This is a genomic window from Rhizobium sp. 1399 (assembly GCF_031455475.1).
Lineage (GTDB): Bacteria > Pseudomonadota > Alphaproteobacteria > Rhizobiales > Rhizobiaceae > Rhizobium.
In genome coordinates this window covers 97,549-118,712 of the sequence record NZ_JAVDSU010000010.1, presented here as the reverse complement: position 1 = coordinate 118,712, position 21,164 = coordinate 97,549, and the positions used below count along the sequence as shown (strand labels likewise).

At 59.4% G+C, this 21,164-nt stretch carries 17 protein-coding genes; 8 read left to right on the top strand and 9 right to left on the bottom strand.

The genetic code is table 11. From position 1 onward, the window contains the following. Nucleotides 1-37: 37 nt before the first annotated feature. A complete protein-coding gene (locus J2X71_RS26830) occupies nt 38-1,252 on the bottom strand; it encodes a benzoate/H(+) symporter BenE family transporter (protein WP_310386901.1) in 1,215 nt (404 codons plus the stop codon). 161 nt (nt 1,253-1,413) lie between these two features. Beyond that, a complete protein-coding gene (locus J2X71_RS26825) occupies nt 1,414-2,001 on the bottom strand; it encodes an ATP-dependent Clp protease proteolytic subunit (RefSeq protein WP_113321993.1) in 588 nt (195 codons plus the stop codon). Between the two features lie 157 nt (nt 2,002-2,158). Here J2X71_RS26825 and J2X71_RS26820 point away from each other — a divergent pair, with 157 nt between their 5' ends. Together J2X71_RS26820 and J2X71_RS26815 are read left to right on the top strand one after the other, a co-directional pair. Further along, on the top strand, nt 2,159-2,869 hold the full coding sequence (locus J2X71_RS26820) for a hypothetical protein (RefSeq protein ID WP_310386898.1): 711 nt from the start codon (nt 2,159-2,161) through the stop codon (nt 2,867-2,869). A gap of 114 nt (nt 2,870-2,983) precedes the next feature. Then, a complete protein-coding gene (locus J2X71_RS26815) occupies nt 2,984-3,733 on the top strand; it encodes a DUF2076 domain-containing protein (RefSeq protein WP_310386896.1) in 750 nt (249 codons plus the stop codon). 194 nt (nt 3,734-3,927) lie between these two features. Here the strand turns inward: J2X71_RS26815 and queF are convergent, their stop codons facing one another. Further along, nucleotides 3,928-4,392: a preQ(1) synthase gene (queF, locus tag J2X71_RS26810; RefSeq protein ID WP_310386894.1), complete on the bottom strand. Its 465-nt coding sequence runs from the start codon at nt 4,390-4,392 to the stop codon at nt 3,928-3,930. Continuing rightward, nucleotides 4,392-5,306 carry a CDF family cation efflux transporter EmfA gene (emfA, locus tag J2X71_RS26805; RefSeq protein WP_310386891.1) on the bottom strand — a complete coding sequence of 305 codons (915 nt, stop codon included), beginning with the start codon at nt 5,304-5,306 and terminating at the stop codon, nt 4,392-4,394. The genes queF and emfA overlap by 1 nt, the downstream gene beginning before the upstream one ends. A 246-nt stretch (nt 5,307-5,552) precedes the next feature. Here emfA and J2X71_RS26800 point away from each other — a divergent pair, with 246 nt between their 5' ends. From J2X71_RS26800 to J2X71_RS26785, 4 genes are all read left to right on the top strand, one after another. Beyond that, entirely contained in the window at nt 5,553-6,062 is a 510-nt protein-coding gene (locus tag J2X71_RS26800; RefSeq protein ID WP_310386889.1) for a MarR family transcriptional regulator, read from the top strand. Between the two features lie 84 nt (nt 6,063-6,146). Beyond that, a complete protein-coding gene (locus J2X71_RS26795) occupies nt 6,147-6,827 on the top strand; it encodes a GNAT family N-acetyltransferase (protein ID WP_310386887.1) in 681 nt (226 codons plus the stop codon). A gap of 105 nt (nt 6,828-6,932) precedes the next feature. Continuing rightward, nucleotides 6,933-7,457, top strand: a complete 525-nt coding sequence (locus tag J2X71_RS26790) for a hypothetical protein (RefSeq protein ID WP_310386885.1) — start codon at nt 6,933-6,935, stop codon at nt 7,455-7,457. Between the two features lie 99 nt (nt 7,458-7,556). Then, the gene (locus J2X71_RS26785) at nt 7,557-7,721 is read left to right on the top strand and encodes a DUF1328 domain-containing protein (RefSeq protein ID WP_007824505.1); all 165 of its coding nucleotides are present in this window, start codon (nt 7,557-7,559) and stop codon (nt 7,719-7,721) included. 68 nt (nt 7,722-7,789) lie between these two features. Here J2X71_RS26785 and J2X71_RS26780 read toward each other — a convergent pair whose 3' ends face one another. Together J2X71_RS26780 and J2X71_RS26775 are read right to left on the bottom strand one after the other, a co-directional pair. Beyond that, nucleotides 7,790-9,979: an anthranilate synthase gene (locus tag J2X71_RS26780; RefSeq protein WP_310386881.1), complete on the bottom strand. Its 2,190-nt coding sequence runs from the start codon at nt 9,977-9,979 to the stop codon at nt 7,790-7,792. Between the two features lie 266 nt (nt 9,980-10,245). Beyond that, complete coding sequence (locus J2X71_RS26775; RefSeq protein ID WP_310386879.1) at nt 10,246-12,483, bottom strand: TonB-dependent hemoglobin/transferrin/lactoferrin family receptor; 2,238 nt, start codon at nt 12,481-12,483, stop codon at nt 10,246-10,248. A gap of 279 nt (nt 12,484-12,762) precedes the next feature. Here J2X71_RS26775 and J2X71_RS26770 point away from each other — a divergent pair, with 279 nt between their 5' ends. Beyond that, on the top strand, nt 12,763-13,680 hold the full coding sequence (locus J2X71_RS26770) for an extensin family protein (RefSeq protein WP_310386877.1): 918 nt from the start codon (nt 12,763-12,765) through the stop codon (nt 13,678-13,680). Between the two features lie 83 nt (nt 13,681-13,763). Here J2X71_RS26770 and J2X71_RS26765 read toward each other — a convergent pair whose 3' ends face one another. After that, complete coding sequence (locus J2X71_RS26765; protein WP_310386874.1) at nt 13,764-15,443, bottom strand: formate--tetrahydrofolate ligase; 1,680 nt, start codon at nt 15,441-15,443, stop codon at nt 13,764-13,766. A gap of 154 nt (nt 15,444-15,597) precedes the next feature. On the opposite strand from J2X71_RS26765, the gene J2X71_RS26760 reads away from it, so the two are divergent. Continuing rightward, on the top strand, nt 15,598-16,125 hold the full coding sequence (locus J2X71_RS26760) for a TIGR00645 family protein (protein ID WP_310386872.1): 528 nt from the start codon (nt 15,598-15,600) through the stop codon (nt 16,123-16,125). Nucleotides 16,126-16,215: 90 nt separating this feature from the next. Here the strand turns inward: J2X71_RS26760 and J2X71_RS26755 are convergent, their stop codons facing one another. After that, a complete protein-coding gene (locus J2X71_RS26755) occupies nt 16,216-17,892 on the bottom strand; it encodes a hypothetical protein (protein ID WP_310386870.1) in 1,677 nt (558 codons plus the stop codon). Between the two features lie 94 nt (nt 17,893-17,986). Continuing rightward, nucleotides 17,987-21,103, bottom strand: coding sequence for a bifunctional proline dehydrogenase/L-glutamate gamma-semialdehyde dehydrogenase PutA (gene putA, locus J2X71_RS26750; protein ID WP_310386868.1), 3,117 nt, complete (start codon nt 21,101-21,103; stop codon nt 17,987-17,989). Between the last annotated feature and the right edge of the window lie 61 nt (nt 21,104-21,164).

Sequence of the window (21,164 nt, the reverse complement as noted above, 5' to 3'; positions counted from 1 at the left end):
CTTATAGCCTTCGCCGCAAACTCCGGCAACCCCTCGCCTATTTTTTCCGCGCCTGCACTATCCGGGACAGCGCAAGCATCAGACCGCCGGCAATCAGGCCCCAGAAGGCGCCGGAGATACCACCGAAGGAAACGCCGGAAGCCGTGACGAGAAAGGTGATAGCCGCCGCCTCACGTGACTCCGGCGCCTGGAAGGCAGCCATGGCAGAACCGGAGAAGGCGCCGACCAGTGCAAGACCGGCAACGGCCTCAATCAGAATCGGCGGCGCCAGCGCGACAAAGGCGGTCACCGCCCCGGCAAGCAGGCCGAAAATGACGTAACCGACACCCGAAATCAGCGCTGCCCAATAACGCCGCGAAGGATCGGCATGCGCATCCTGCCCGGCGCACATCGCTGCCGTGATCGCCGCCAGGTTGACCGCATGCCCGCCGAATGGCGCCGCCAGAAGCGAGAAGACGCCGGTCACGGCAAAGAGCGGGCCTGGCATCGGATCATAGTGATTGACCTTCAGCACCGCGATGCCGGGAATATTCTGCGACGCCATCGTCACAATGAAGAGCGGCAGAGCAATCGACACGAAACCGGCGAGATTGAAGACCGGGTGAACGATGTCGATAGCGGGCACCAGCGACTGTTCGAGTGATGCAAACGCCCCCTCGGGAATATCGACGCCGAACGCCAGCACCAGCGCGAAGGCCACCAGCGCTGCCGGCACCGCCCACAGTCGCTTGAAGGCGCCGACCACGATCCAGGTCAGAATGATCGGCAGGCCTAGCAGCGGATTGAAGGCAATGGCCTTGACCGGGGCAAAACAGAGACCGAGCAGCACGCCGGACAGCATGGCATTGGCAAGCGGCGCCGGAATGGCGGCAACCGCCCGTCCGAGCGGCTTGAACAGCCCGGCAATGACGATGAGCAAACCGCAAAGAATGAAAGCCCCAACCGCCGCATTGAAGCCGCCGTCGATCGTGCCGATGCTGGCAAGCAGCGCTGCCCCTGGGGTCGACCAGGCGATGCTGACCGGCAGACGCGTGACGGCGCTGAGCACGATGGCGCAAAGCCCCATCGAGATTGACAACGCCATCAGCCCGGAGGCCGCCTGCGCATCCGTCGCGCCGACCGCCTGCAACCCATGCAACACGACCGCAAAGGAGCTGGTAAACCCGACGAAAGCCGTCAGTAGACCCATGAACAGGCTCTGGACGGAAAAATCTTTGAGCATGGCGCGACTCCGGCTGCGAAGATTGCGCATGGAGCCGCATAAGCGGGAGGCGCGCAAGCCGGATTGCCGCCGGAAATGTTCTCTTGGGCGGCAATCCCCCATATTACACGGCGCTATCTCGGGAGATATGGAAACGCCCCGCCTGCGACTGGCAGACGGGGCGTATATTCAAAAAGCTAGATGGCGAAAGATCAGATTTCGCTCTGCGAGGTCACGACGCGAGAGACGAGACCGTAGGCGACGGCATCTTCAGCCGAGAGCCAGTAATCACGGTCGATGTCCTTGGCGATCTTTTCTTCCGACTGGCCGGTTGCCTTCGAGAAGATCTTGATGAGGCGTTCGTTCATCTTGATGATTTCGCGTGCCTGGATCTCGATGTCCGAAGCCATGCCGCGTGTGCCGCCGGACGGCTGGTGCAGCAGGAAGCGGGTGTTCGGCAGGCAGATACGACGTTCCTTCGGAGCCGCGGCATAGATGAGCGCACCAGCCGAGGCAACCCAGCCCGTGCCGATCATCCAGACCTTCGGCTTGATGAACTTGATCATGTCGTGGATGGAATCGCCGGATTCGACGTGACCGCCGGGCGAATTCACATAGATACGAATATCTTCGTCATTGGCGGCTGAAAGCGCCACGAGCTGGGTGCTAACCTTCTGCGCCAGTTCCTGCGTGATCGGCCCATAGATGAAGATCGAACGCGACTTGAAAAGGTTCGCCTCCGTTTCCTTGCCGAGCGGCAGTTCCTTCGTCTTGTCGTCCTGTTCTTCTTCGTCGTTCATTCGAACCTCTCTCACGTCTAATGCGGTTCCTCGCACATAGTGCGACTCAATGCGTAAAACAATGCGGGAAAAAGAGGAAGCAGGAAGCGGTGAAGATATTCTTATGACAAACGGACGATATCATCGCATCCTCTGAAAAGACCGGGAGAACCGCAAAATGACCTCCTCCTTTCTGCGTGCTGCCATCAGCAACAATGCATTCTGGTGCGATGCCGTCTGCAAGGCGCTGGGCTCGCCCGGTGAGTTTACGGCCACACTCTGGTTTCATCGTCGAGGCACGCCGCCCTTCTATCCCGATGCCGTAACGCTGACGGAGGCCGACGGCGAACAAACAGAGACGATCGCGACGCTGATCAATAGCGAGAAACGGGACTGGGCGATCAAGGACAGCTATGCGGCCCTCGATCTTGCGCCGCTTGGCTTCAAGCTGCTGTTCGAAGCTGAATGGATCGGCATGCGCATGCCAGTCTCAACGGCGTCCCCAATCACCTGGCAGCGAGTGGAAAGCGCTGCTGACCTTGCGCGATGGGAGGCGGAATGGGGCAAGGCGAACGGCCCGGTAACGCAGAAGATCTTTACCGAACCACTACTCCACGATCCCGAAATCGCTTTTCTGCTCGGCTTCGAACACGGCCAACCGGTCGGGGGCGGCATCCTCAATCACCACGCCGGCGTCGTCGGCCATTCGAACCTGTTTGCCGAGGGCCGGCACGGTGAAACCATCCGCCGCGGGCTGATTGCGCAGGCGGCCGAACTCTATCCGCGAGAACCGCTTGTCGGCTACGAACGCGGCGACGAGCTGGACGAAGCGCTGCGCGTGGGCTTCGAACTTCTGGGGCCGCTGCGCATCTGGCTGAAGGAGGCCTGAGCTTACTGAAATGTAAGTTGCCAAGGCTTTGAAATGCCCCAATCGCTTCCTAACTCAGCCTTAGCGGCCCATCCGCCGAATGTTAAAGCCGCAGAACTTTAGAGGAGACAGGACATGTCACCGGAAGAACGCCAATTGCTGACCGCCCTCTTCGATCGCGTGCGTACCGCCGACGCCACGCCGCGCGATCCGGAAGCCGAAACGCTGATATCAGAAGCGACCCGTGCGCAACCCTCCGCCACTTACTATCTGGCGCAGGCCGTCATCGTGCAGGAAAAGGGCCTGGAAGCTGCCGCCAATCACATCAAGGAGCTTGAAGAGCGTGTCCGGCAGTTCGAAGCGGGCGAAACCGATCACCGCCGGGCCGAACAAGGCGGCTTTCTGAGCTCCATCTTCGGCAACACGCAGACGCAACAACCGGCGCCGGCTCCCGGCCCATGGGGTGGCGCTCCGAGAGACAGTTACGAGCAGCCACGCGGCTACGACAACACCCGCCAGGTGCCGCAGCAACCGTCAGGCCCCTGGGGCCAGCAGGCCTATGCACCGTCCGCCGGCGGCAGTTTCTTGCGCGGCGCCCTCGGCACGGCAGCCGGCGTTGCCGGCGGCATGCTGCTTGCCAATTCGCTCAGTGGCATTTTCGGCAACCACATGTCGTCACTCGGCTTGGGTTCACCTTTCGGCGGCGCCAATCCCTTCGGCAATGCGAGCGCGCCCACCGAGGAAACCGTTATCAACAATTACTACGGCGACAACAATAAGGCTGACGACAACCAAGCCGACAATAACGACAATATCCAGCAGGCCGATTACGAGGACAACGACGATTTTACAGATGACTCCGGCGACGACACGACGGATGTCTAGGATTTAGCTGTAAGGAAAGAGCGGCAGTTGGTTTCAATTGCCGCACCGTTTCCCGGCCCTTCGCCTTAAGCTCAGGGCGTTCGCCGTTGCAATCGATTCAGAGCAATTCCAGAAAAAGTGCCAAGCGGTATTTCGTCCGGAATTGCGAAGAACAAAGCAGTGCATCGATTCCTCGGGCTGCGCCAGACCACGGCTCACCCACGCCCGCGATAGGTCGCAACGCCCTGATCCGGCAGCCATACCCTTTCCGGCGGCTTGCCTGTCTGCCAGAAGACGTCGATCGGAATGCCGCCGCGCGGATACCAGTACGCGCCGATGCGCAACCATTTCGGATCGAGAAGCTCGACGATCCGCTTGGCGATATAGATCGAGCAATCCTCGTGAAAGGCGCCGTGATTGCGGAAGGAATGCAGGAAAAGCTTCAGCGACTTCGATTCCACCAGGAATTCGTTCGGAATGTAATCGATGACGATATGGGCAAAATCCGGCTGTCCGGTCATTGGGCAGAGCGACGTGAATTCCGGCGCGGTGAAGCGCACGACATAGTCGGTTCCGGCATGATTGGACGGCACTTTTTCCAGAACCGCCTCTTCGGGACTCCTGGCGGTTTCCGTCTGCTGGCCCAGCATCGAAAGGCTGGAAACGTCTGTATTGGGCATTACGCCTCCTTGATCACTTTGACGCGGATGCCATGGGCCTTTTCGCCCTCCGGCTCCACGTGAATGGCAATTGTCGAGCCCGAATGCGCGGCCCGAATGGCATCTTCAAGGCGATCGCAAATATCATGCGCTTCCCGCACAGTCATCTTGGCGGGCACGACGAGATGGAAATCGACGAAGGTCACCGACCCGGCGCGCCGCGTCTTCAGGTCATGCACGCCGATCGAGCCTGTCGCATGGGTGGCAATCGCCTGCTTGATCGCCTCTTCCTCCTGCGGTTCGACCGCCTGATCCATCAGCCCACCGATCGACTGCGAGATCACCTTCCAGCCCTGATAGAGGATGTTGAGCGCAACGAGAATCGCGAGAATGGGATCGAAGATCGCATAGCCGGTTGCAAGCGCCAGAAGCAGGCCGACGAGAACGCCGACGGAAGTGACCACATCCGACATGATGTGCTGCCCGTCCGCCGTCAGTGCTGCAGAGCGATGCTTGCGCCCCGTGCGGATCAAAAGCCGTGCCCAGACGGCATTGATGACACCGGCCGCGAAGTTGATCGAAAGACCGAGCACCGGTGCCTCGAGCATGCGCGGATCTGCGAGATGGTTCACGGCCTCCTGCACGATCAGCAGCGCGGCGACGACGATCATCACCCCTTCGGTGACGGCGGAAAGATATTCCGCCTTATGGTGGCCGAAGGGATGGTCGTGGTCGGCGGGCTTCTGCGCGTAGCGGATGACGAAAAAGGCGATGAAGGCCGCCACGACATTGACGAAGGATTCCAGCCCGTCCGAGAGCAGCGCCACGGAGCCCGTCACCCACCAGGCGACCATCTTGAGCCCTAGAACGCCGAGCGACAGGGGAATGCCCCAGAACGCCAGTTTCCGAACCGTGAGATTGCCTTCTTCGTTCATATCATCCCCCTGCGGATGCGAATGAATTGCAGCATTTAAGCCATTGAAACGCAAAACCGCCCGCGCGGGAATCGCGCAGGCGGCCAATGCGGGTGATATGGGCAATCAGGCCCAAAATGTCAAAGGTTTTGACAGGACAAAGGCGAGGTCATCTCCATGTGAACGGCCCCAATCCGCTTGTGCAATTGACGATAAATACATAAGCAGTTATATAATTTGTTATGCAACAAGAATAGAGAACATGCCTTGGTCGAAGATGTCGTGAAATCGCTGGGCTACCTTTGCCTCGGCAGCCGCTTCCGCCGGATCGGCGAACGTCTGCAGGCCGACACGCAACAGGTGATCGAGGAACTGGGCGTCTCGATCCAGGCCGCGCAATATCCCTTCCTCGGCGCCATCGACAGGCTCGGCCCGCTGACCATCGGGGAATTGGCACAGGCAGTGGGCATCACCCAGCCCGGCGCAACGCGCACCGCTTCCCAGCTGATGGGGCTGGGATTCCTTGATATGCAACCATCTGCCGAAGATCAGCGGCGCAGAGTCGTTTCGCTGACACCAAAAGGACAGGAACTCGTTGACTATTCGAAGCAACAGGTCTGGCCGCTCATCGCAGCCGCCGTTGCCGATCTCTGCCGGGATCTTGACGGCCCGCTGCTCGAGCAGCTTGCCGCGATGGAGGACGGGCTCGCCGAATCACCGCTGATCCGCCGCGTTAGATCGCCGTGCGTCCATTCGGACGCACAAAGGACGCTCTAATTTTTTGAATCTACACATCAGGCCTTCCGAAAATCGGTCCCGATTTTCGGGCCGATGCTGTAGCGCCGTACAGGAGAAGACACCATGAGCCATATTCTCGACCGACCGATCTGGAACGCGCTGCAAACAGCGCATGCCGAGCTTGCCGAAGGCGGCGAATACGCGATGCGCTACCCGCCCTCGATCGTCCCCTTCGCAGCGACCGCCGATGATAGCCGCGAAAGCCTCGAAGCACTCGAAAACCTCCCCGCCGCTGATGAGGTCATGGCGATTGTCGAAGCCGGACCCGTCACCATCCCGCAGGGACTGACGGTCGTCTCCGAGGGAAAGCTGGTACAGATGATCGCCGAGCGGCCTTACGAGCGTATTTCCGACAGCCGGCTGCAGCCGCTGACCCCCGACGATGCGGATGAGATGCTGGCACTCGCCATGCTGACCAAACCCGGGCCCTTCACACTTGGTGCTCAAAAACTTGGCACCTTCTGGGGCGTCAAGATCGACGGCCGGCTTGTCGCCATGGCCGGGCAGCGCCTGCGACATCCCCGATTTGGCGAGCTCAGCGGCCTTTGCACCCATCCTGATTTTCAGGGGCAAGGCCTCGGCACCCTGCTCTTCCGCTTCGTCGCCGGCGAAATTTCCGCCAGGGGGGACACCGTCTTCCTTCATGCCTATTACACCAACACTTCAGCCATAACGCTCTACAAGGCACTCGGCTTCAAGCTGCGGTCGGAAATGAACCTGCGCGTCGTCAAGCGCAACGCATAAGCTGACCAAAACGCCGCAGGCTCACGCTTTTGCCCATTTGCGCCATGATAGCGTCCCAATTGCATGGTGTTGACGGCCCTGCAGTCAATTGGGGACCGCGCAGACATGCATTGGATCAATCGTTACATCGACCAACCGTTGCTCGACGGTGCGGCCAGTTCCTTGCGGGCCTGGCATATCCGAACCGGCCTTTCGCCGGAACGGCTGGAGCCGCTCTGGAACATTGCCGTGACAGGCTTTCTGTTCTTTGCCGCCGGACACTTCCTCTCCGGACCGGCCCTGCTTCTGTGTTACGGCGGTCTCGTGATGCTGACCCTCCCCTCGGTCTGGATGCTCTTCACATCCAGTCGCAAGACAGACAGCTATAACGTCGCCGCCTACAAGAAGCTGAGAACCAGGGCTTTCATGAAACGCGAGGGGGAATGGGCCGTGCGGCTCGCCATCCTCTTCACCGCCATCGGCCTTCCCTTCGTCTCACGCTCGGATGATCCGACGGCCGCCTATTTCATGATCGGCGCCAGCCTCTGGTTCGTGCTGACCGGCCCGGCGAGATCCTATCTGGCAGCAGCAGAACCGCCCATGCCGCGCGATGGCGACCGCTCCTTCAATACCGATCTGCAATTCGGCTGAGCAGATTTAAATCAGCACACAATTCAATTGTCGCAGCGACAATGGAACGAACGGCTCACGCTTCCGTTATATTGCCAGCAACCGACAAAGGAGATCGCGATGCTGTACTATGCTCTGGTATTTCTCGTCGTAGCCCTGATTGCAGGCGTCCTTGGATTTGGCGGCATTGCCGGCGCATCCGCTTCGATCGCCCAGGTCCTGTTCTTCATCTTCCTGGTGCTGTTCGTCGTATCCATCGTCGCCCGGCTCATGCGGCGCGTATAGACGAACAAACCAACACACATAAAAAACCCGCCATTCCGGCGGGTTTTTTATTGCTTATGCCTTTGGCATTAGGCCGCCTTGGTCTTGGCCCGGCGGGCAAGGTGCGCCACCACATTCTCGATCATCCGCATGCCGGCATCGCCGCCGAGCGTCATGATCGATTCCGGATGGAACTGTACCGCTGCGATCGGCTCCTTGGCATGCTCGATACCCATGATGGTGCCATCCTCGCTCTCTGCGGTAATAATGAACTCCCGCGGCAGCGTCGAAGGGTCGGCAAAGATCGAGTGATAACGACCGACCGTCACTTCCTTGGCAAGGCCGGAGAACACGATACCCGGCTCCAGTACGCGGATGCGCGACGGTTTGCCATGCATCGGCAGCGCCAGATGACGAAGCTCGCCGCCGTAGGCTTCCGCCAGCGCCTGCAGACCGAGGCAAACACCGAAGATCGGCAGATTGCGCGCGCGCGCCTTCTTGATCGTCGCCTTGCAGTCGAAATCCTTAGGATTGCCGGGACCAGGCGAGAGCACGACGAGATCCGGGTTCAGCCGATCGAAAACTTCCTCGGGCACCGGCGTACGGACGGTCGAAACCGTGGCGCCCGTCTGGCGGAAGTAGTTTGCCAGCGTGTGCACGAAACTGTCTTCATGGTCGATCAGCAGAATGTTGACGCCCTTGCCGACGGAGGCGACATCGCGCTGGGTCTTGCCGGAATTGCCCGTTTTGGCATCGCGGATTGCGGAAAGCATGGCAGAGGCCTTCAGTTCGGTTTCGGCTTCTTCTTCCTCGGGAATGGAGTCGTTCAGCAATGTCGCGCCGGCGCGCACCTCGGCAATGCCATCCTTGATGCGCACGGTGCGCAGCGTCAGGCCGGTATTCATGTCGCCATTGAAGCCGACCATGCCGATTGCCCCACCATACCACGCGCGCGGGCTCTTCTCATGGGATTCGATGAAACGCATGGCCCAGAGCTTCGGCGCGCCTGTGACGGTGACAGCCCATGCATGGCTGAGGAAGCCGTCGAAGGCATCCATGTCATCCCGCAGGCGACCTTCGATATGGTCGACCGTGTGGATGAGACGCGAATACATTTCGATCTGCCGGCGGCCGATGACCTTGACCGACCCCGGCTCGCAGACGCGGCTCTTGTCGTTGCGATCGACATCCGAGCACATGGTGAGTTCGGATTCGTCCTTCTTGGAATTCAGGAGCTTCAGGATCTGCTCGCTGTCGGCAATCGGATCGTCGCCACGCTTGATCGTGCCGGAGATCGGGCAGGTCTCGATGCGGCGACCGGAAACACGCACAAACATTTCCGGCGAGGCGCCGACCAGATATTCCTGGTTTCCGAGATTGATGAAGAAGGAATAGGGCGACGGATTGATCGCCTTCAATCGCTTGGAAATGTCCGAAGGTTTGCTTTCGCAGCGCTCCATGAACTTCTGGCCGGGCACCACTTCGAAAAGATCGCCCTTGCGGAAGCTCTCCTTCGCCTTGACGACGAGCTCGGCATATTCGCCCGGGCGGTGATCGCTCTTCGGCGGAATGGTATCCGTGCGGATAAACGGCTCGGCAGCGATATCGCCCGCCTTGCCTTCCGTCGTCTTGCCGTCCTTGGCGAAGTCGTAGCGATCGACCCACGCCTTGGCGGCGTAGTTGTCGACGACGAGAATTTCGTCCGGCAGGTAGAGCACCATATCGCGCTGGTCGGAAGGACGCTCCAGCTTCAGATTGATCGCATCGAACTGGAAAGCGAGATCGTAGCCGAAGGCGCCATAGAAACCGATGCTGGCATCCGCCTGCGAATGGAAAAGATCGGTGATGGCGCGAAGGACGGTAAAGACCGTCGGCATCTTCGAGCGCTCTTCTTCGGTGAAGACACGGTCGGGCAACTTGACCGTCAGGTCGAGCCGGCGCGCGGTCGATGAGCCGAGTTCAAGTTCGCTGACCGTCTTCAGCCGCTCGACGATGAAATCAAGGATGACTTCGCCGCGCTCGTTATAGGCTTCGATCCAGACATTGCGGCCGAAGGAGGAAACGCCGAGCGGCGGATCGACGACAGCCGTATCCCAACGCGTATAGCGGCCCGGATATTCGTAGTTCGACGAGAAGACGGCGCCGCGCCGCTCATCAAGCTTGTCGACATAGGACGAAACAGCATCGGCATAGGGAATGGCCCGCCTCTGCCGGGTGACGGTAATACCGCCCTTGGTCTCGTAGATTTCCGCACCATCATCCCGCAGGATCGTTACCATAGTTCCACTCCGTTATCGGGCCCGGACGAAAGGCGGCCTTGAAACAAAAAAGCCGCCTCGAAGTTTCGGGCGGCTCGTTCGTCGTCTTTGGACACGATTGGTCGAGGCCGCCTCAGCGAGCCCACCACCAAACTGCAATGTTCACAGACTTCTTCATGGGCGAAATTGTTAGCCTGAGATGAAGCCAAGCGCAAGAGGCCATTGGCCCACGAAAAAGGGCGGCCCGAAAGCCGCCCCTACCCCAGCCTTGAACAGGCAATTGTCAATCAGAAGGTCTTGGTAACGGAGATCTTGAAGGTACGGCCCGGCTCCGAATACCATTCCTTCGGCTGCGAAGCGGTTGCACTCAGATTGACCTCGCGAACAGCGAGCGCGTTGTAATACTCCTGATCGAAGATGTTGTAGATCCCGCCCTGGATACGCAGACCCTTGACTTGTTCTGGTGTCCACCATGCGGTCAGATCGACGATGCCGTAGCCGGGCGCATCGAACGACGTCAGAGCATTGTCGTTGCCGGTCATCTGCGACGAGAGCGTGGAGGAGAGGTCGAAACCGTATTCGTCATTGCTCCAGCCGCCGCCGACAATGGCCTTAAACGGCGCGACTGAGCGCAGCCGCTCCTGCGTATCGTCGTTCCGGCCATAGGTATAGGCAAGCGAGGTGTGAAGATTGATACCGTTGTCGAACGTCTTGATCACATTCGCTTCGAGACCGGAGATGGAAGCCGAGGATACGTTCGTGTAGGCGAACGTCATGAAGCCGGTGGTGGGATCTCTTGTCGTCACGGTTTCGATGAAGTTCTGATACCGGGTATGGAATGCCGCTACGCGACCCTGCAGACCGCCAGTATCGAAGTTAGCGCCGATCTCAATGCCGCGGCCGATTTCCGGATCCAGGTTTGGATTGCCAAGCTGGGCATAACCCTGCGTCGCGTTGTAGAAGCGGCTGTAGAGTTCATCGACGGTCGGGGCACGGAAGCCGACGGCAAGCTGGGCATAGAGCTGAACATCAGGCGTCAGATCGTAGGTCGCGAGCAACTTCGGCGACATGCCGGCTTCCGTACGATCATAAACCGCACCGAAGCGGGGAAGCGCCGGGTTGCTCTCGAAACCGCCACCCGTCGACGGCCGGTAGTTGAACCAATCGAAGCGGAAGCCGGGCGTTAGCGCGAAGCCGCTATTGCCGATCTCGATCTTGTCTTCGAATGTCACGCCGAGGTTCGTGCTGTCGACATCGGGCACTTCAGACTGGTTGTTGAGTGCCGGGCAGGTTGTCGGCGTCGGGCAAAGCGCCGAACTGTACTGCGTCCATTTCGATACCCCGACGTCGAGGCCGACACGAACGGAGTGGCTGAGGCCGGAATATTCAAAGCCCTTCGTCGCCGTACCGCTAAAGCCCCAGGTTTCGTTTTCGATGCTGTTATTGCGGCCAGAAACGACATTGGCTGCGGTCCGGCCCTGGCTGCCGGATTCCTTTTTCAGATCCTGCCAGTAGAGGGTGGCTCTGGCAGTGCTGAAGAATGCATCGGAAGACTGCGCCTCGTAATCATAATCCAGTGAAACACGGTCACGGTCGCGCAGTTCCCGACCGTCATAGTTACCGACGAGATAGCTGCGGATCGGAGGCGTGCCCTGCAGGTCCCGCAGATCGGTCTTCAGGTCGCGCCGGAAGCGTTCAGCCGTCAAACCGATGCGATGGCCGCCTTCGAGATCCTGACGCACCTTGAACAGCAGGTTGTGCTGGTCGAAATCGGCCGGATCCGGCTCGGTCCTCTGCTTGCCGTAGACGTCGATGTCGCCCTTGCTGTCACGCTCATGGCCCTTGCGATAGGCACCCTGGAAAAGGATCGACGTGTTGCCGACCCTTTTGGCGGCAGCAGCGGAGCCGGCAATGCTGCGGTCTTCGCTGTCATAGGTCGACTTGACGATCGCACCCCAGTCGCGATCTTCCGGGATCAGGTCTTCCGGCTCGAGCGTATTGAGAACGAAGGCACCGCCGAGCATGCCCGAACCGCCCTTGCTCGAATCCGCTCCACGCACGATGTCGAGAGAGGAGAGCGAGTCGAAATCGAAAGTATCGCCGCCGCCATTGGCGTTGCTGGTCGCAAAGGCGCCCTGACGCGAACTGTTGGAAACATAGGGGATCGGGATGCCATCGATCGTCGTCAGGATACGCGGGCCGGAGAGGCCACGCAGATTGAAACCGGCATCGGCGCGCGAATAATTCACGGTTGCATCGACGCTGCGGCCGATATCGTCGTAATTTGTGACCTGCTTCTGTTCCAGCTCCTTCTTGTCGATCTGGGTCGCAAGCGGCGTGTCGGCAACACTGCCGGGGGCGGCACGGTTTCCCTTGACGACGATTTTCTGAAGGACGGTTGCGCCTTCGGCATTCGTGGCCGGCGTGGTCGCCGGAGCGCTCTGAGCGAAAGACTGTGAAACGGGAAGAACAAGTGCGGCTGCTGTGCAGACCATTAGAACCGAGCGCCAATGCCGGACGATCATAACCTACCCTCAAATGAAAATTACCGGGCTGGCTGTCGTGGCGTTTCAGACGCTCGAGGGGCTGGCTAGGCTTGCGGACGACTGCGGAGATTTCCGCCTTCTTTTTGCCGCATAAAAAACATGAGTGTTATTGTCAATATATTCCGCCGATTTATGTTGAATAATAACGTCAAGTTTTAAGGATCTCAGGAAACGTTGCGCAATTGCAACGAATTCGCCGTTCTTGCGTTTCCCCTCCGCTCGATCAACGGGAAACGACGTGTGAGAGAATTTCGGAAGATGGCGGTCATTCTGGCCGCACTCGCCCTGCTCCCCGGCGCAGGACTGCCGCGAACCGGCCCGGTGCCTCAGGCAAAGCCAGAAGCAGCAATCGAAGCGCCTGCGGCCCCTCAGCCAGAAAAGAAACAGGAAGAAGAGCAGGTTCCCAAGCCTCAGCCCGAACCTGCGCCTGCGCAAAACCCCGAAACACCGCCGGCCGCCTCCGAGGTTCCGACACCGCAGCCCAAACCGAGCGAGACCCCGGCCGCGCCAGCCGGCGAAAAATTTGGTCCGCCCTCCCCCGCACCGGAAGACCAGGCACCGAAGCCCCCGACTGAACAGACGCTCGAAGAGCAGCATCTGACCATCGAACCGGAAAGCGACGCGGACCATGCCGAATGCACGAAAGAACTGCAGAGCCTCGGCGTCGTCTTCCGAGAGACACCCCGCATCGACGACGGCAACGGCTGCGGCATCGACAAGCCGATCATCGTCTCCCAAGCGTTGCCCGGCATCACGCTGAAGCCTGAAGCCACACTACGCTGCCCGACGGCACTGGCGCTCGCACGATGGATGAAGGGAAGCGTCATTCCCACAGCCTCGGTCGCCTTGCCGGAAAGCGGCGATATCACCACCATCAATCAGGCCTCCGCCTACATTTGCCGCCTGCGCAACGGCGCTGACACCGGCAAGATCTCCGAACATGCCCGCGGCAATGCCATCGATATCGCAAGCTTCAGCTTCAAGAAGGGCGAGGATGTTGCCGTCCGCTCGCGCCGCGAGGATTCGACGCTGACAGGGGCATTCCAGCGCACCGTCAGCGCCGCAGGCTGCCTCTATTTCACCACCGTGCTCGATCCCGAGAGCGATGCTGCCCACGAAACCCACTTCCATCTCGATGTGATCGAGAGAAAGGGCGGCTTTCGTTACTGTCACTGAAATACGAGACAGATCAATGGTTTGATCGCGAGATCGGAACCCGGTTGCGAAAGCCTTGAATCGGCTTGTGAAGTGGCGGCGGCCTAGAATAGTCCTTCGATATAACCCTGATCATTGAGGTAAATCCGCTCCGCCGACGGCGACTTCGGCAGACCGGGCATCGTCATGATCTCGCCGGTGATGACCACGACGAAACCGGCGCCGGCTGACAAGCGCACCTCGCGCACCGTTACGATATGCCCCTCGGGCGCACCGCGCAGGTTCGGATCGGTGGAGAAGGAATATTGCGTCTTCGCCATGCAGACCGGCAGGTTGCCGTAGCCCTGTTCCTCCCAGGCTGCTAGCTGGTCGCGTACAGCCTTGTCAGCCGTCACCTCGCCGGCGTGATAGATCTTCGAGGCGACGATCTCGATCTTTTCGAGCAGCGGGAGGTCGTCGCCATAGAGCGGCTCGAACTTCGCCTGTCCGGATTCGGCAAGTTCCACAACCTTATAGGCGAGGTCCTCGATGCCTTCAGACCCTTCCGCCCAGTGACGGCAGAGGATGGCTTCCGCTCCGTGACGCGCGACGAAATCTTTGACAGCAGCGATTTCCGCATCCGTATCCGAGGTGAAATGGTTGATCGCCACCACGACAGGCACGCCGAACCGGCGCACATTGGCGATATGGCGGCCAAGATTGGAGCAGCCGCGAACCAGCGCCTGAACATTCTCCGCGCCGAGATCGTCCTTCTTCACGCCGCCGTTCATCTTCAGCGCCCGGACTGTCGCCACGATCACGGCAGCACTCGGCTTCAACCCTGCCTTTCGGCACTTGATGTTGAAGAATTTCTCTGCGCCGAGATCGGCCCCGAAGCCCGCTTCCGTCACGACATATTCGCCGAGCTTCAGCGCGGTCTTCGTCGCAATCACCGAATTGCAGCCGTGAGCAATATTGGCGAAAGGACCGCCGTGAACGAAGGCAGGATTGTTCTCCAGGGTCTGCACGAGGTTCGGCTGCATGGCGTCTTTCAGGAGCACGGCCATGGCCCCATCCGCCTTGAGATCGCGGGCATAGACCGGCGTCTTGTCGAAGCGATAGCCGATGATGATATCGCCAAGGCGACGTTCCAAATCCCTGAGATCGGTCGCAAGGCACAGGATTGCCATCACTTCAGAGGCGACGGTGATATCGAAGCCGTTCTGCCGCGGAAAACCGTTGGAAACCCCACCGAGTGAAGACACCATGCTGCGTAGCGCCCGGTCGTTCATGTCCATCACCCGCCGCCATGTGATGCGGCGCAGGTCGATATTCTCTTCGTTGCCCCAGTAGATATGATTGTCGATCATCGCCGCGAGCAGATTGTGTGCCGAGGTGATCGCGTGGAAATCGCCCGTGAAATGCAGGTTGATGTCTTCCATCGGCACGACCTGGGCATATCCGCCCCCTGCCGCCCCGCCCTTCACACCGAAACAGGGACCAAGCGAGGCCTCGCGCACGCAGACGATCGCTTTCTTGCCGATGCGGTTCAGCCCGTCGCCGAGACCGACGGTGGTCGTCGTCTTGCCCTCGCCCGCCGGCGTCGGGTTGATGGCGGTAACAAGGATGAGCTTGCCGTCCTTCTTGCCCTCCTGGGCGGCGATGAACTCGGCACTGATCTTCGCCTTGTCATGTCCATAGGGAACGAGCTGTTCCGGGGGGATGCCAAGCGCGGCGCCGATTTCGAAAATCGGCTTCTTCGTCGCCGCGCGTGCGATTTCGATATCGGATTTGATGGCAGCCATGGATCGTGTCCTCATTCTCTCAGCACAACGGACTCGGCGTTTATTTCAATCGGATAGCGAAATATCCCGAACCTGTGAATAGTACTGCGCCTTGCAGTCCGCCTATTCCATTGTTTATTAGGGGCCAACGATTCTGAGATTTACGGGGTAGACCATGAAATCACTCGAACTTCTGGTCGAGCGCATCATTCTTTCCAGCCGCTGGCTGCTGGTGGTCTTCTATATCGGCCTTGTGCTTGCGTTGGCCGTTTATGCCGTATCTTTCGCCTTCAAGTTCCTGAAGGTCGCAGGAAGCGTATTCGAGCTCGGCGAGGCGGAAATGATCCTCGCCATGCTCGGGCTTATCGATGCGGCACTCGTCGCAAGCCTCATCGTCATGGTGATGATCTCCGGCTACGAGAATTTCGTCAGCCGTTTCGACGAGGCCGAAAAAGAAGGCGAAGTCTCCTTCCTCGGCAAGCTCGATTCCGGCAGCCTGAAGATCAAGGTCGCCTCCTCTATTGTCGCCATCTCCTCCATCCACCTCCTGCAGGTCTTCCTCAACGTCAATCAATATACCGACGGGAAGATCATGTGGCTGACCTTCATGCATCTCGCCTTCGTGGTTTCAGCGGTCATGCTCGGCTTCCTCGAGAAGCTGATGAGCGTGACCTCAAAGAATGATTTGAAGGACAAGGAATAAAAGCGGCACCAGGCCAGAAACATCCGGCGAAGGATAGCGGTGCGAAGCAAGTGCGCCGCTTCCTTGCAGATGCCTTTTCCTATCTCGGCGTCAATTCACCTGGGCGGAAGCCGGGATAATCGCAGCCTCGGATTTTCTGGGGCATCGGACGCTTTCCTTGGCATTCGGTCCGCAGAGATGAAAACCCGGCTCTTCGTCATATGGGATGACACCATCGATGATGCCGAGCTTGAGCGCCTGGTAAGGGTATATGAGCCCTCTGCGGTTTGGTGGCGCGATCATCATTCTGTCGAACGTCTCAGGGCTGATGCCCATCTCATTGAAATAGGCGTCAAATTTGTCACGGTCGGCCTGTGTCAGTTCCGTCGCCGGTTGATTGAGCCCGATATCGGAATTTTTCAGGAGGCGCGGCGTTCCTCCCATGAAGGCAATGGTACAGCTTGAAAAGCAATAAGCACCGGCGGCAGAGACTTCGCCTTCGGTCGGCCCGCTTTTGGCCATGCTCGCCGTGCAACGCGGATCAGTCTCTGGGCAATTGGGCAACCGCGTTCCGCCGACTGAAGTCTCCAGACCTGCAGCCCGGATCATACGTCCTATTGCGAAAGCCGCATCCGTGTCCCCACCAGAGGACTGAAAGACAACCGGCAGCTTTCTTTCGCCAAGCGTCTTCAAGATCGCGTCCAGTTGAGCCGGCGTATCCGGTGTGATGTCGCCATCGGCTGAAATCCACTGCGTACACTCTTCCTGGCAATTGCCATTGTACGTCACGAGGAAGTCCATCGGATGAGTTTTCGGCAGCCCCTGGCTTGTTGTGTCCACGGTCGCCTGCGGCGCTGGTGCCTGAGATGCCCCGACCTTAGCCGCCGGATGGCGATAACAGACGGCCTCCGGCACTGCATCCTGTGCGCAGAGCGGCATGCCGGGCCATTCGTCATAGGCTAGCATATCCGTGATCAGACCTATCCGAAGCGCTTCCGTGGGCGCGACCATTGTCATGCTGTCAGGTGCGGCGCTCATCATCAGGTCAACGATATCGTCGCTGACGCCCATCTCTCTCAGATATGCATTTAGGGTCGCCGTAGCTTTTTTACCCAGCTTGGTGGAGCTGCTTTGCCCGGTAACCTTGCGGCCAACTTCCTTGCGTGAGACTTCTTGCTTTTTCCCGTTCACGATCTTGTATTCAATGCGGTAGGACACTCGCATCTTGTTGTAGACAGTCGTGATCTGATGAACGCCGATATAGGCCCATTGAGATGAAACCCGCGTCGTGCCACCGGCCAAAGCCAGAGGGCACGCCGAAACGCAATATGCTCCATACGAATAGGTAGATCCTACTGAAGCGTCATTCTTGACGATGGCAGTGGTACACCGCAGATCCTCGGTCGGGCAGCCCTCCAGCCGTGTACCACCGACCGCGGTTTCCAGACCAGCCTTGCGAATCATTCGTCCCATGGCATATGCGGCGTTCACATCCCCACCTTCCGAACGGAACACGATCGGCAATTTCCGTTGGCCGATTTTTTTGAGAATTTTTCTCATTTGGGCAGGTGTATCGGAAGTAATGCGTCCCTCAGCCGAAACCCATTCCGGACAGTCTTCTTTACAAACAGAACTGCGCACGATGATGAAGCTCATGGCCGGGTGTTCTGACTGCTTTTGCTCTGCAGCCTGCGAAGACACAGCCACTATCGGCAAGCTGGAAAGAAGAAAAACAAGTATTGTACGGGAAAATAGACACTTCACGAAAAAGCAAACTGCAAATCGCACGATTAAATCGCCTCAGCTGCATCTAACGATACGCTTAGCAATAGGATTGAACGGCAGCAAGCTGGATTTTGACGCCTGCCGCCGTACCCTTATCTTATTCTCCCATCGCAATCAGGCTGGCATTACCACCCGCAGCTGCCGTGTTCACGGAGATCACCTGTTCCAGCGCAAAACGCTGCAGATAGGCCGGCCCACCGGCCTTGAATCCCGTGCCGGATAGACTCGAACCGCCGAAGGGCTGGGTGCCGACGACGGCGCCGATCATGTTGCGGTTCACATAGACATTGCCAGTATCGAGCGCATCGGTGACGGTGCGGATCGTGGATTCGATGCGGCTGTGAACACCAAGCGTCAGGCCGTAGCCGGAGGCCTGGATATCCTGCAGCACCCTGGGCAATTCCTTCGCCTTCCATCTCACGATGTGCAGCACCGGCCCGAAGACTTCCTTGGTCAGTGCCGCAGGCTTGTCGAGCTCGATGATATGCGGCGCGAAGAAGCTTCCGCCATCAGGCGCCTTGCCGGCATAGCGAACCTTCTGCGTTTTCTGCATGTCGGCGATATGGGCTTCCAACATCGCCTTCTGCTTCTCGTCGATGATCGGGCCGACATCGGTCGTTTCCAATGCGGGATCGCCGAGCTGCAGTTCGCGCGCAGCCCCCTCGATCATCTGCGTCATGTGCTCGGCCACGTCCTCCTGCAGGAAAAGCAGTCGGAGTGCGGAACAGCGCTGGCCGGCCGAACGGAAGGCCGACAGGATCACGTCATCGGCCACCTGTTCGCCGAGAGCCGTCGCATCGACCACCATGGCGTTGAGGCCGCCCGTTTCGGCAATCAGCGGCACGATCGGTCCGTCCTTGGCGGCAAGCGTCCGGTTGATTGCCCATGCCGTCTTCGTCGAACCGGTGAAGGCAACGCCGGCAAGCGCTGCATGCGCCGTGATAGCGGCACCGACGTCGGGACCGCCAGGCACGAAGAGCAGCGCGTCTTCCGGCACGCCGGCCTTGTGGAAAAGCTTCACTGCTTCATAGGCAATCAGCGGCGTCTGCGGTGCAGGCTTTGCGAGCACGGCGTTGCCGGAAACGAGGGCGGCCGAAACCTGCCCAAGGAAGATCGCCAGCGGGAAGTTCCAGGGCGAGATGCAGGTAAAAACCCCGCGACCACGCCACAGGTACCGATTATCCTCTCCGGTCGGCCCCGGCATCTTGGTCGCGGTACCGAAGAGCCGGCGCGCCTCGCTGGCGTAATAGCGGCAGAAATCCACCGCCTCGCGTATTTCCGCAATGCCGTCGTCGAGCGTCTTGCCGGCTTCTGCGGCCAGGAGCACAAGCAGCCTATCGCGATTTTCTTCCATAAGGTCGGCCATGCGCTCCAGCGCAGATGCACGTTCTTCGACCGAACGGCGCGACCATGCTTTGTAGCCTTTGGCGGCAACGGCAAAGGCCTTGTCGATATCGGCAGCGGTGGCATTGCGAACCGAGCCGACGGTCCTGGAGCGATCGGACGGTGAAAGGACGGGCGCTTCCGAACCGCTGGCAGCCACGCCCGGAATGAGGGGCGCGGCCGCGATGGCGGGAAGCCCCTTCCGGATCGCCTCCACCAGTTTTTCAAGCGTTGCACGATGACCGAATTCCAGTCCGGCGCTGTTCTTGCGCTTGCCGTAGAGCTGCAGCGGCATCGGAATCTTGCTGTTGCGGGCACTCGCGCCGACATCGAATTGCAGTTTGTCCGCCGGGCGTTCCAGCAATGCCTTGATCGGCACGTTCTTATCGCCGGCCATGGCGACGAAGGAGGAATTGGCGCCGTTTTCGAGAAGACGGCGGACAAGATAGGCGAGCAGATCGCGGTAGCCTCCAACAGGCGCATAGATCCGGCAGGCGATCCGGTCGTTGGTATCAAGCAGATGATTGTAGAGGCTCTCGCCCATACCATGCAGGCGCTGGAACTCGAAGCCGGATCGATCATTGCCGGCAAGCTCCAGAATGGTGGAAACCGTCAGTGCATTATGGGTGGCAAATTGCGGGAAAATACGCGCCCGCTTGGCGAGCATGTGCTGCGCGCAGGCGAGATAGGAAAGGTCTGTCGCCTGCTTGCGCGTCCAGACCGGATAATCGTCAAGCCCGCGTTCCTGCGCCCGCTTGACCTCGGTATCCCAGTAGGCGCCCTTGACGAGGCGCACCATCATGCGGCGGCCAAGCTTTGCGCAGAGTTCATCAATATAATCGATCACGGCGACCGCGCGCTTCTGATAGGCCTGGATTGCAAGGCCAAAACCATCCCAGCCGGCAAGCGACGGATCGGAAAAGACCGCGGCGATCACGTCGAGCGAAAGTTCCAGCCGGTCGGCTTCTTCGGCATCGATGGTGAAATTGAGCTGATGTGCCTTAGCCATCTGCGCAAGCTTCAGGAGGTCGGGCACGAGTTCCCTCATCACGCGATCGCGGTGAGTGGCGAGATAACGCGGATGCAGCGCCGAAAGCTTGACAGAAATACCCATGCGATCGGGCAGATCCTTGCCCTTGGCGTTCTTCGCCATCCAGCCGCCGATCGCTTCGATCGCCATGGCGTAGGATTGCCAGTAACGTTTGGCATCTTCGGCCGTCCGTGCGCCCTCGCCCAACATGTCGAAGGAATGGCGATAGCCCTTCTCCTCGCTCTTGGCCGCGCGGTTGAGAGCGTCCTTAATGGTTTCGCCGAGCACGAAGTGATGGCCAAGGAAGCGCATGGCCTGCTTGGTGGCATTGCGAACGGTCGGCAGGCCCATGCGTTTGACAAGGCCGCGAAGCACGCCCTCGGGCGTCTCACCGGGGCGGATGATGCGGGCTGAAACGCCGAGCGCCCAGGCGGATGCCGAGACAAACCAGCTGTCGGCCTTGCCCTCATGCTCGCTCCAGCCGCCTTCCTTCAGCTTGTCCTCGATCAGCTTGTCCTGCGTCAACGCGTCGGGCACGCGCAGCAGCGCCTCGGCAAGCACCATCAGCGCCAGGCCCTCCTTGGTGGAAAGCCCGTATTCCCTGAGGAAATCCTCCACGCCGCCGATCGATCCCGAATTGCTGCGGATCGCCTCGATCATGCCCCCGGCACGCTTGTCGATCGCAACATCCTGGGAGGCCGAAAAGCGCAAGCCTTCGGCGAAACCATGCAGCAGGCGATCATCATCACCGGCAAATGGAGCGTTGAACAGGGCAAAAGGCGTGGAAATCTGGGTCGGCATGAAGTGTTCTCCGTGATTTCGGCAACATAGCTGTTCATTCGTGGTGTTTTTCACTAAACTG

Coding starts and splice junctions, on each gene's coding strand:
- J2X71_RS26830 (WP_310386901.1), bottom strand. CDS start 1,252: ATGCGCAATCTTCGCAGCCGGAGTCGCGCCATGCTCAAAGATTTTTCC.
- J2X71_RS26825 (WP_113321993.1), bottom strand. CDS start 2,001: ATGAACGACGAAGAAGAACAGGACGACAAGACGAAGGAACTGCCGCTC.
- J2X71_RS26820 (WP_310386898.1), top strand. CDS start 2,159: ATGACCTCCTCCTTTCTGCGTGCTGCCATCAGCAACAATGCATTCTGG.
- J2X71_RS26815 (WP_310386896.1), top strand. CDS start 2,984: ATGTCACCGGAAGAACGCCAATTGCTGACCGCCCTCTTCGATCGCGTG.
- queF (WP_310386894.1), bottom strand. CDS start 4,392: ATGCCCAATACAGACGTTTCCAGCCTTTCGATGCTGGGCCAGCAGACG.
- emfA (WP_310386891.1), bottom strand. CDS start 5,306: ATGAACGAAGAAGGCAATCTCACGGTTCGGAAACTGGCGTTCTGGGGC.
- J2X71_RS26795 (WP_310386887.1), top strand. CDS start 6,147: ATGAGCCATATTCTCGACCGACCGATCTGGAACGCGCTGCAAACAGCG.
- J2X71_RS26790 (WP_310386885.1), top strand. CDS start 6,933: ATGCATTGGATCAATCGTTACATCGACCAACCGTTGCTCGACGGTGCG.
- J2X71_RS26785 (WP_007824505.1), top strand. CDS start 7,557: ATGCTGTACTATGCTCTGGTATTTCTCGTCGTAGCCCTGATTGCAGGC.
- J2X71_RS26780 (WP_310386881.1), bottom strand. CDS start 9,979: ATGGTAACGATCCTGCGGGATGATGGTGCGGAAATCTACGAGACCAAG.
- J2X71_RS26775 (WP_310386879.1), bottom strand. CDS start 12,483: ATGATCGTCCGGCATTGGCGCTCGGTTCTAATGGTCTGCACAGCAGCC.
- J2X71_RS26770 (WP_310386877.1), top strand. CDS start 12,763: ATGGCGGTCATTCTGGCCGCACTCGCCCTGCTCCCCGGCGCAGGACTG.
- J2X71_RS26765 (WP_310386874.1), bottom strand. CDS start 15,443: ATGGCTGCCATCAAATCCGATATCGAAATCGCACGCGCGGCGACGAAG.
- J2X71_RS26760 (WP_310386872.1), top strand. CDS start 15,598: ATGAAATCACTCGAACTTCTGGTCGAGCGCATCATTCTTTCCAGCCGC.
- putA (WP_310386868.1), bottom strand. CDS start 21,103: ATGCCGACCCAGATTTCCACGCCTTTTGCCCTGTTCAACGCTCCATTT.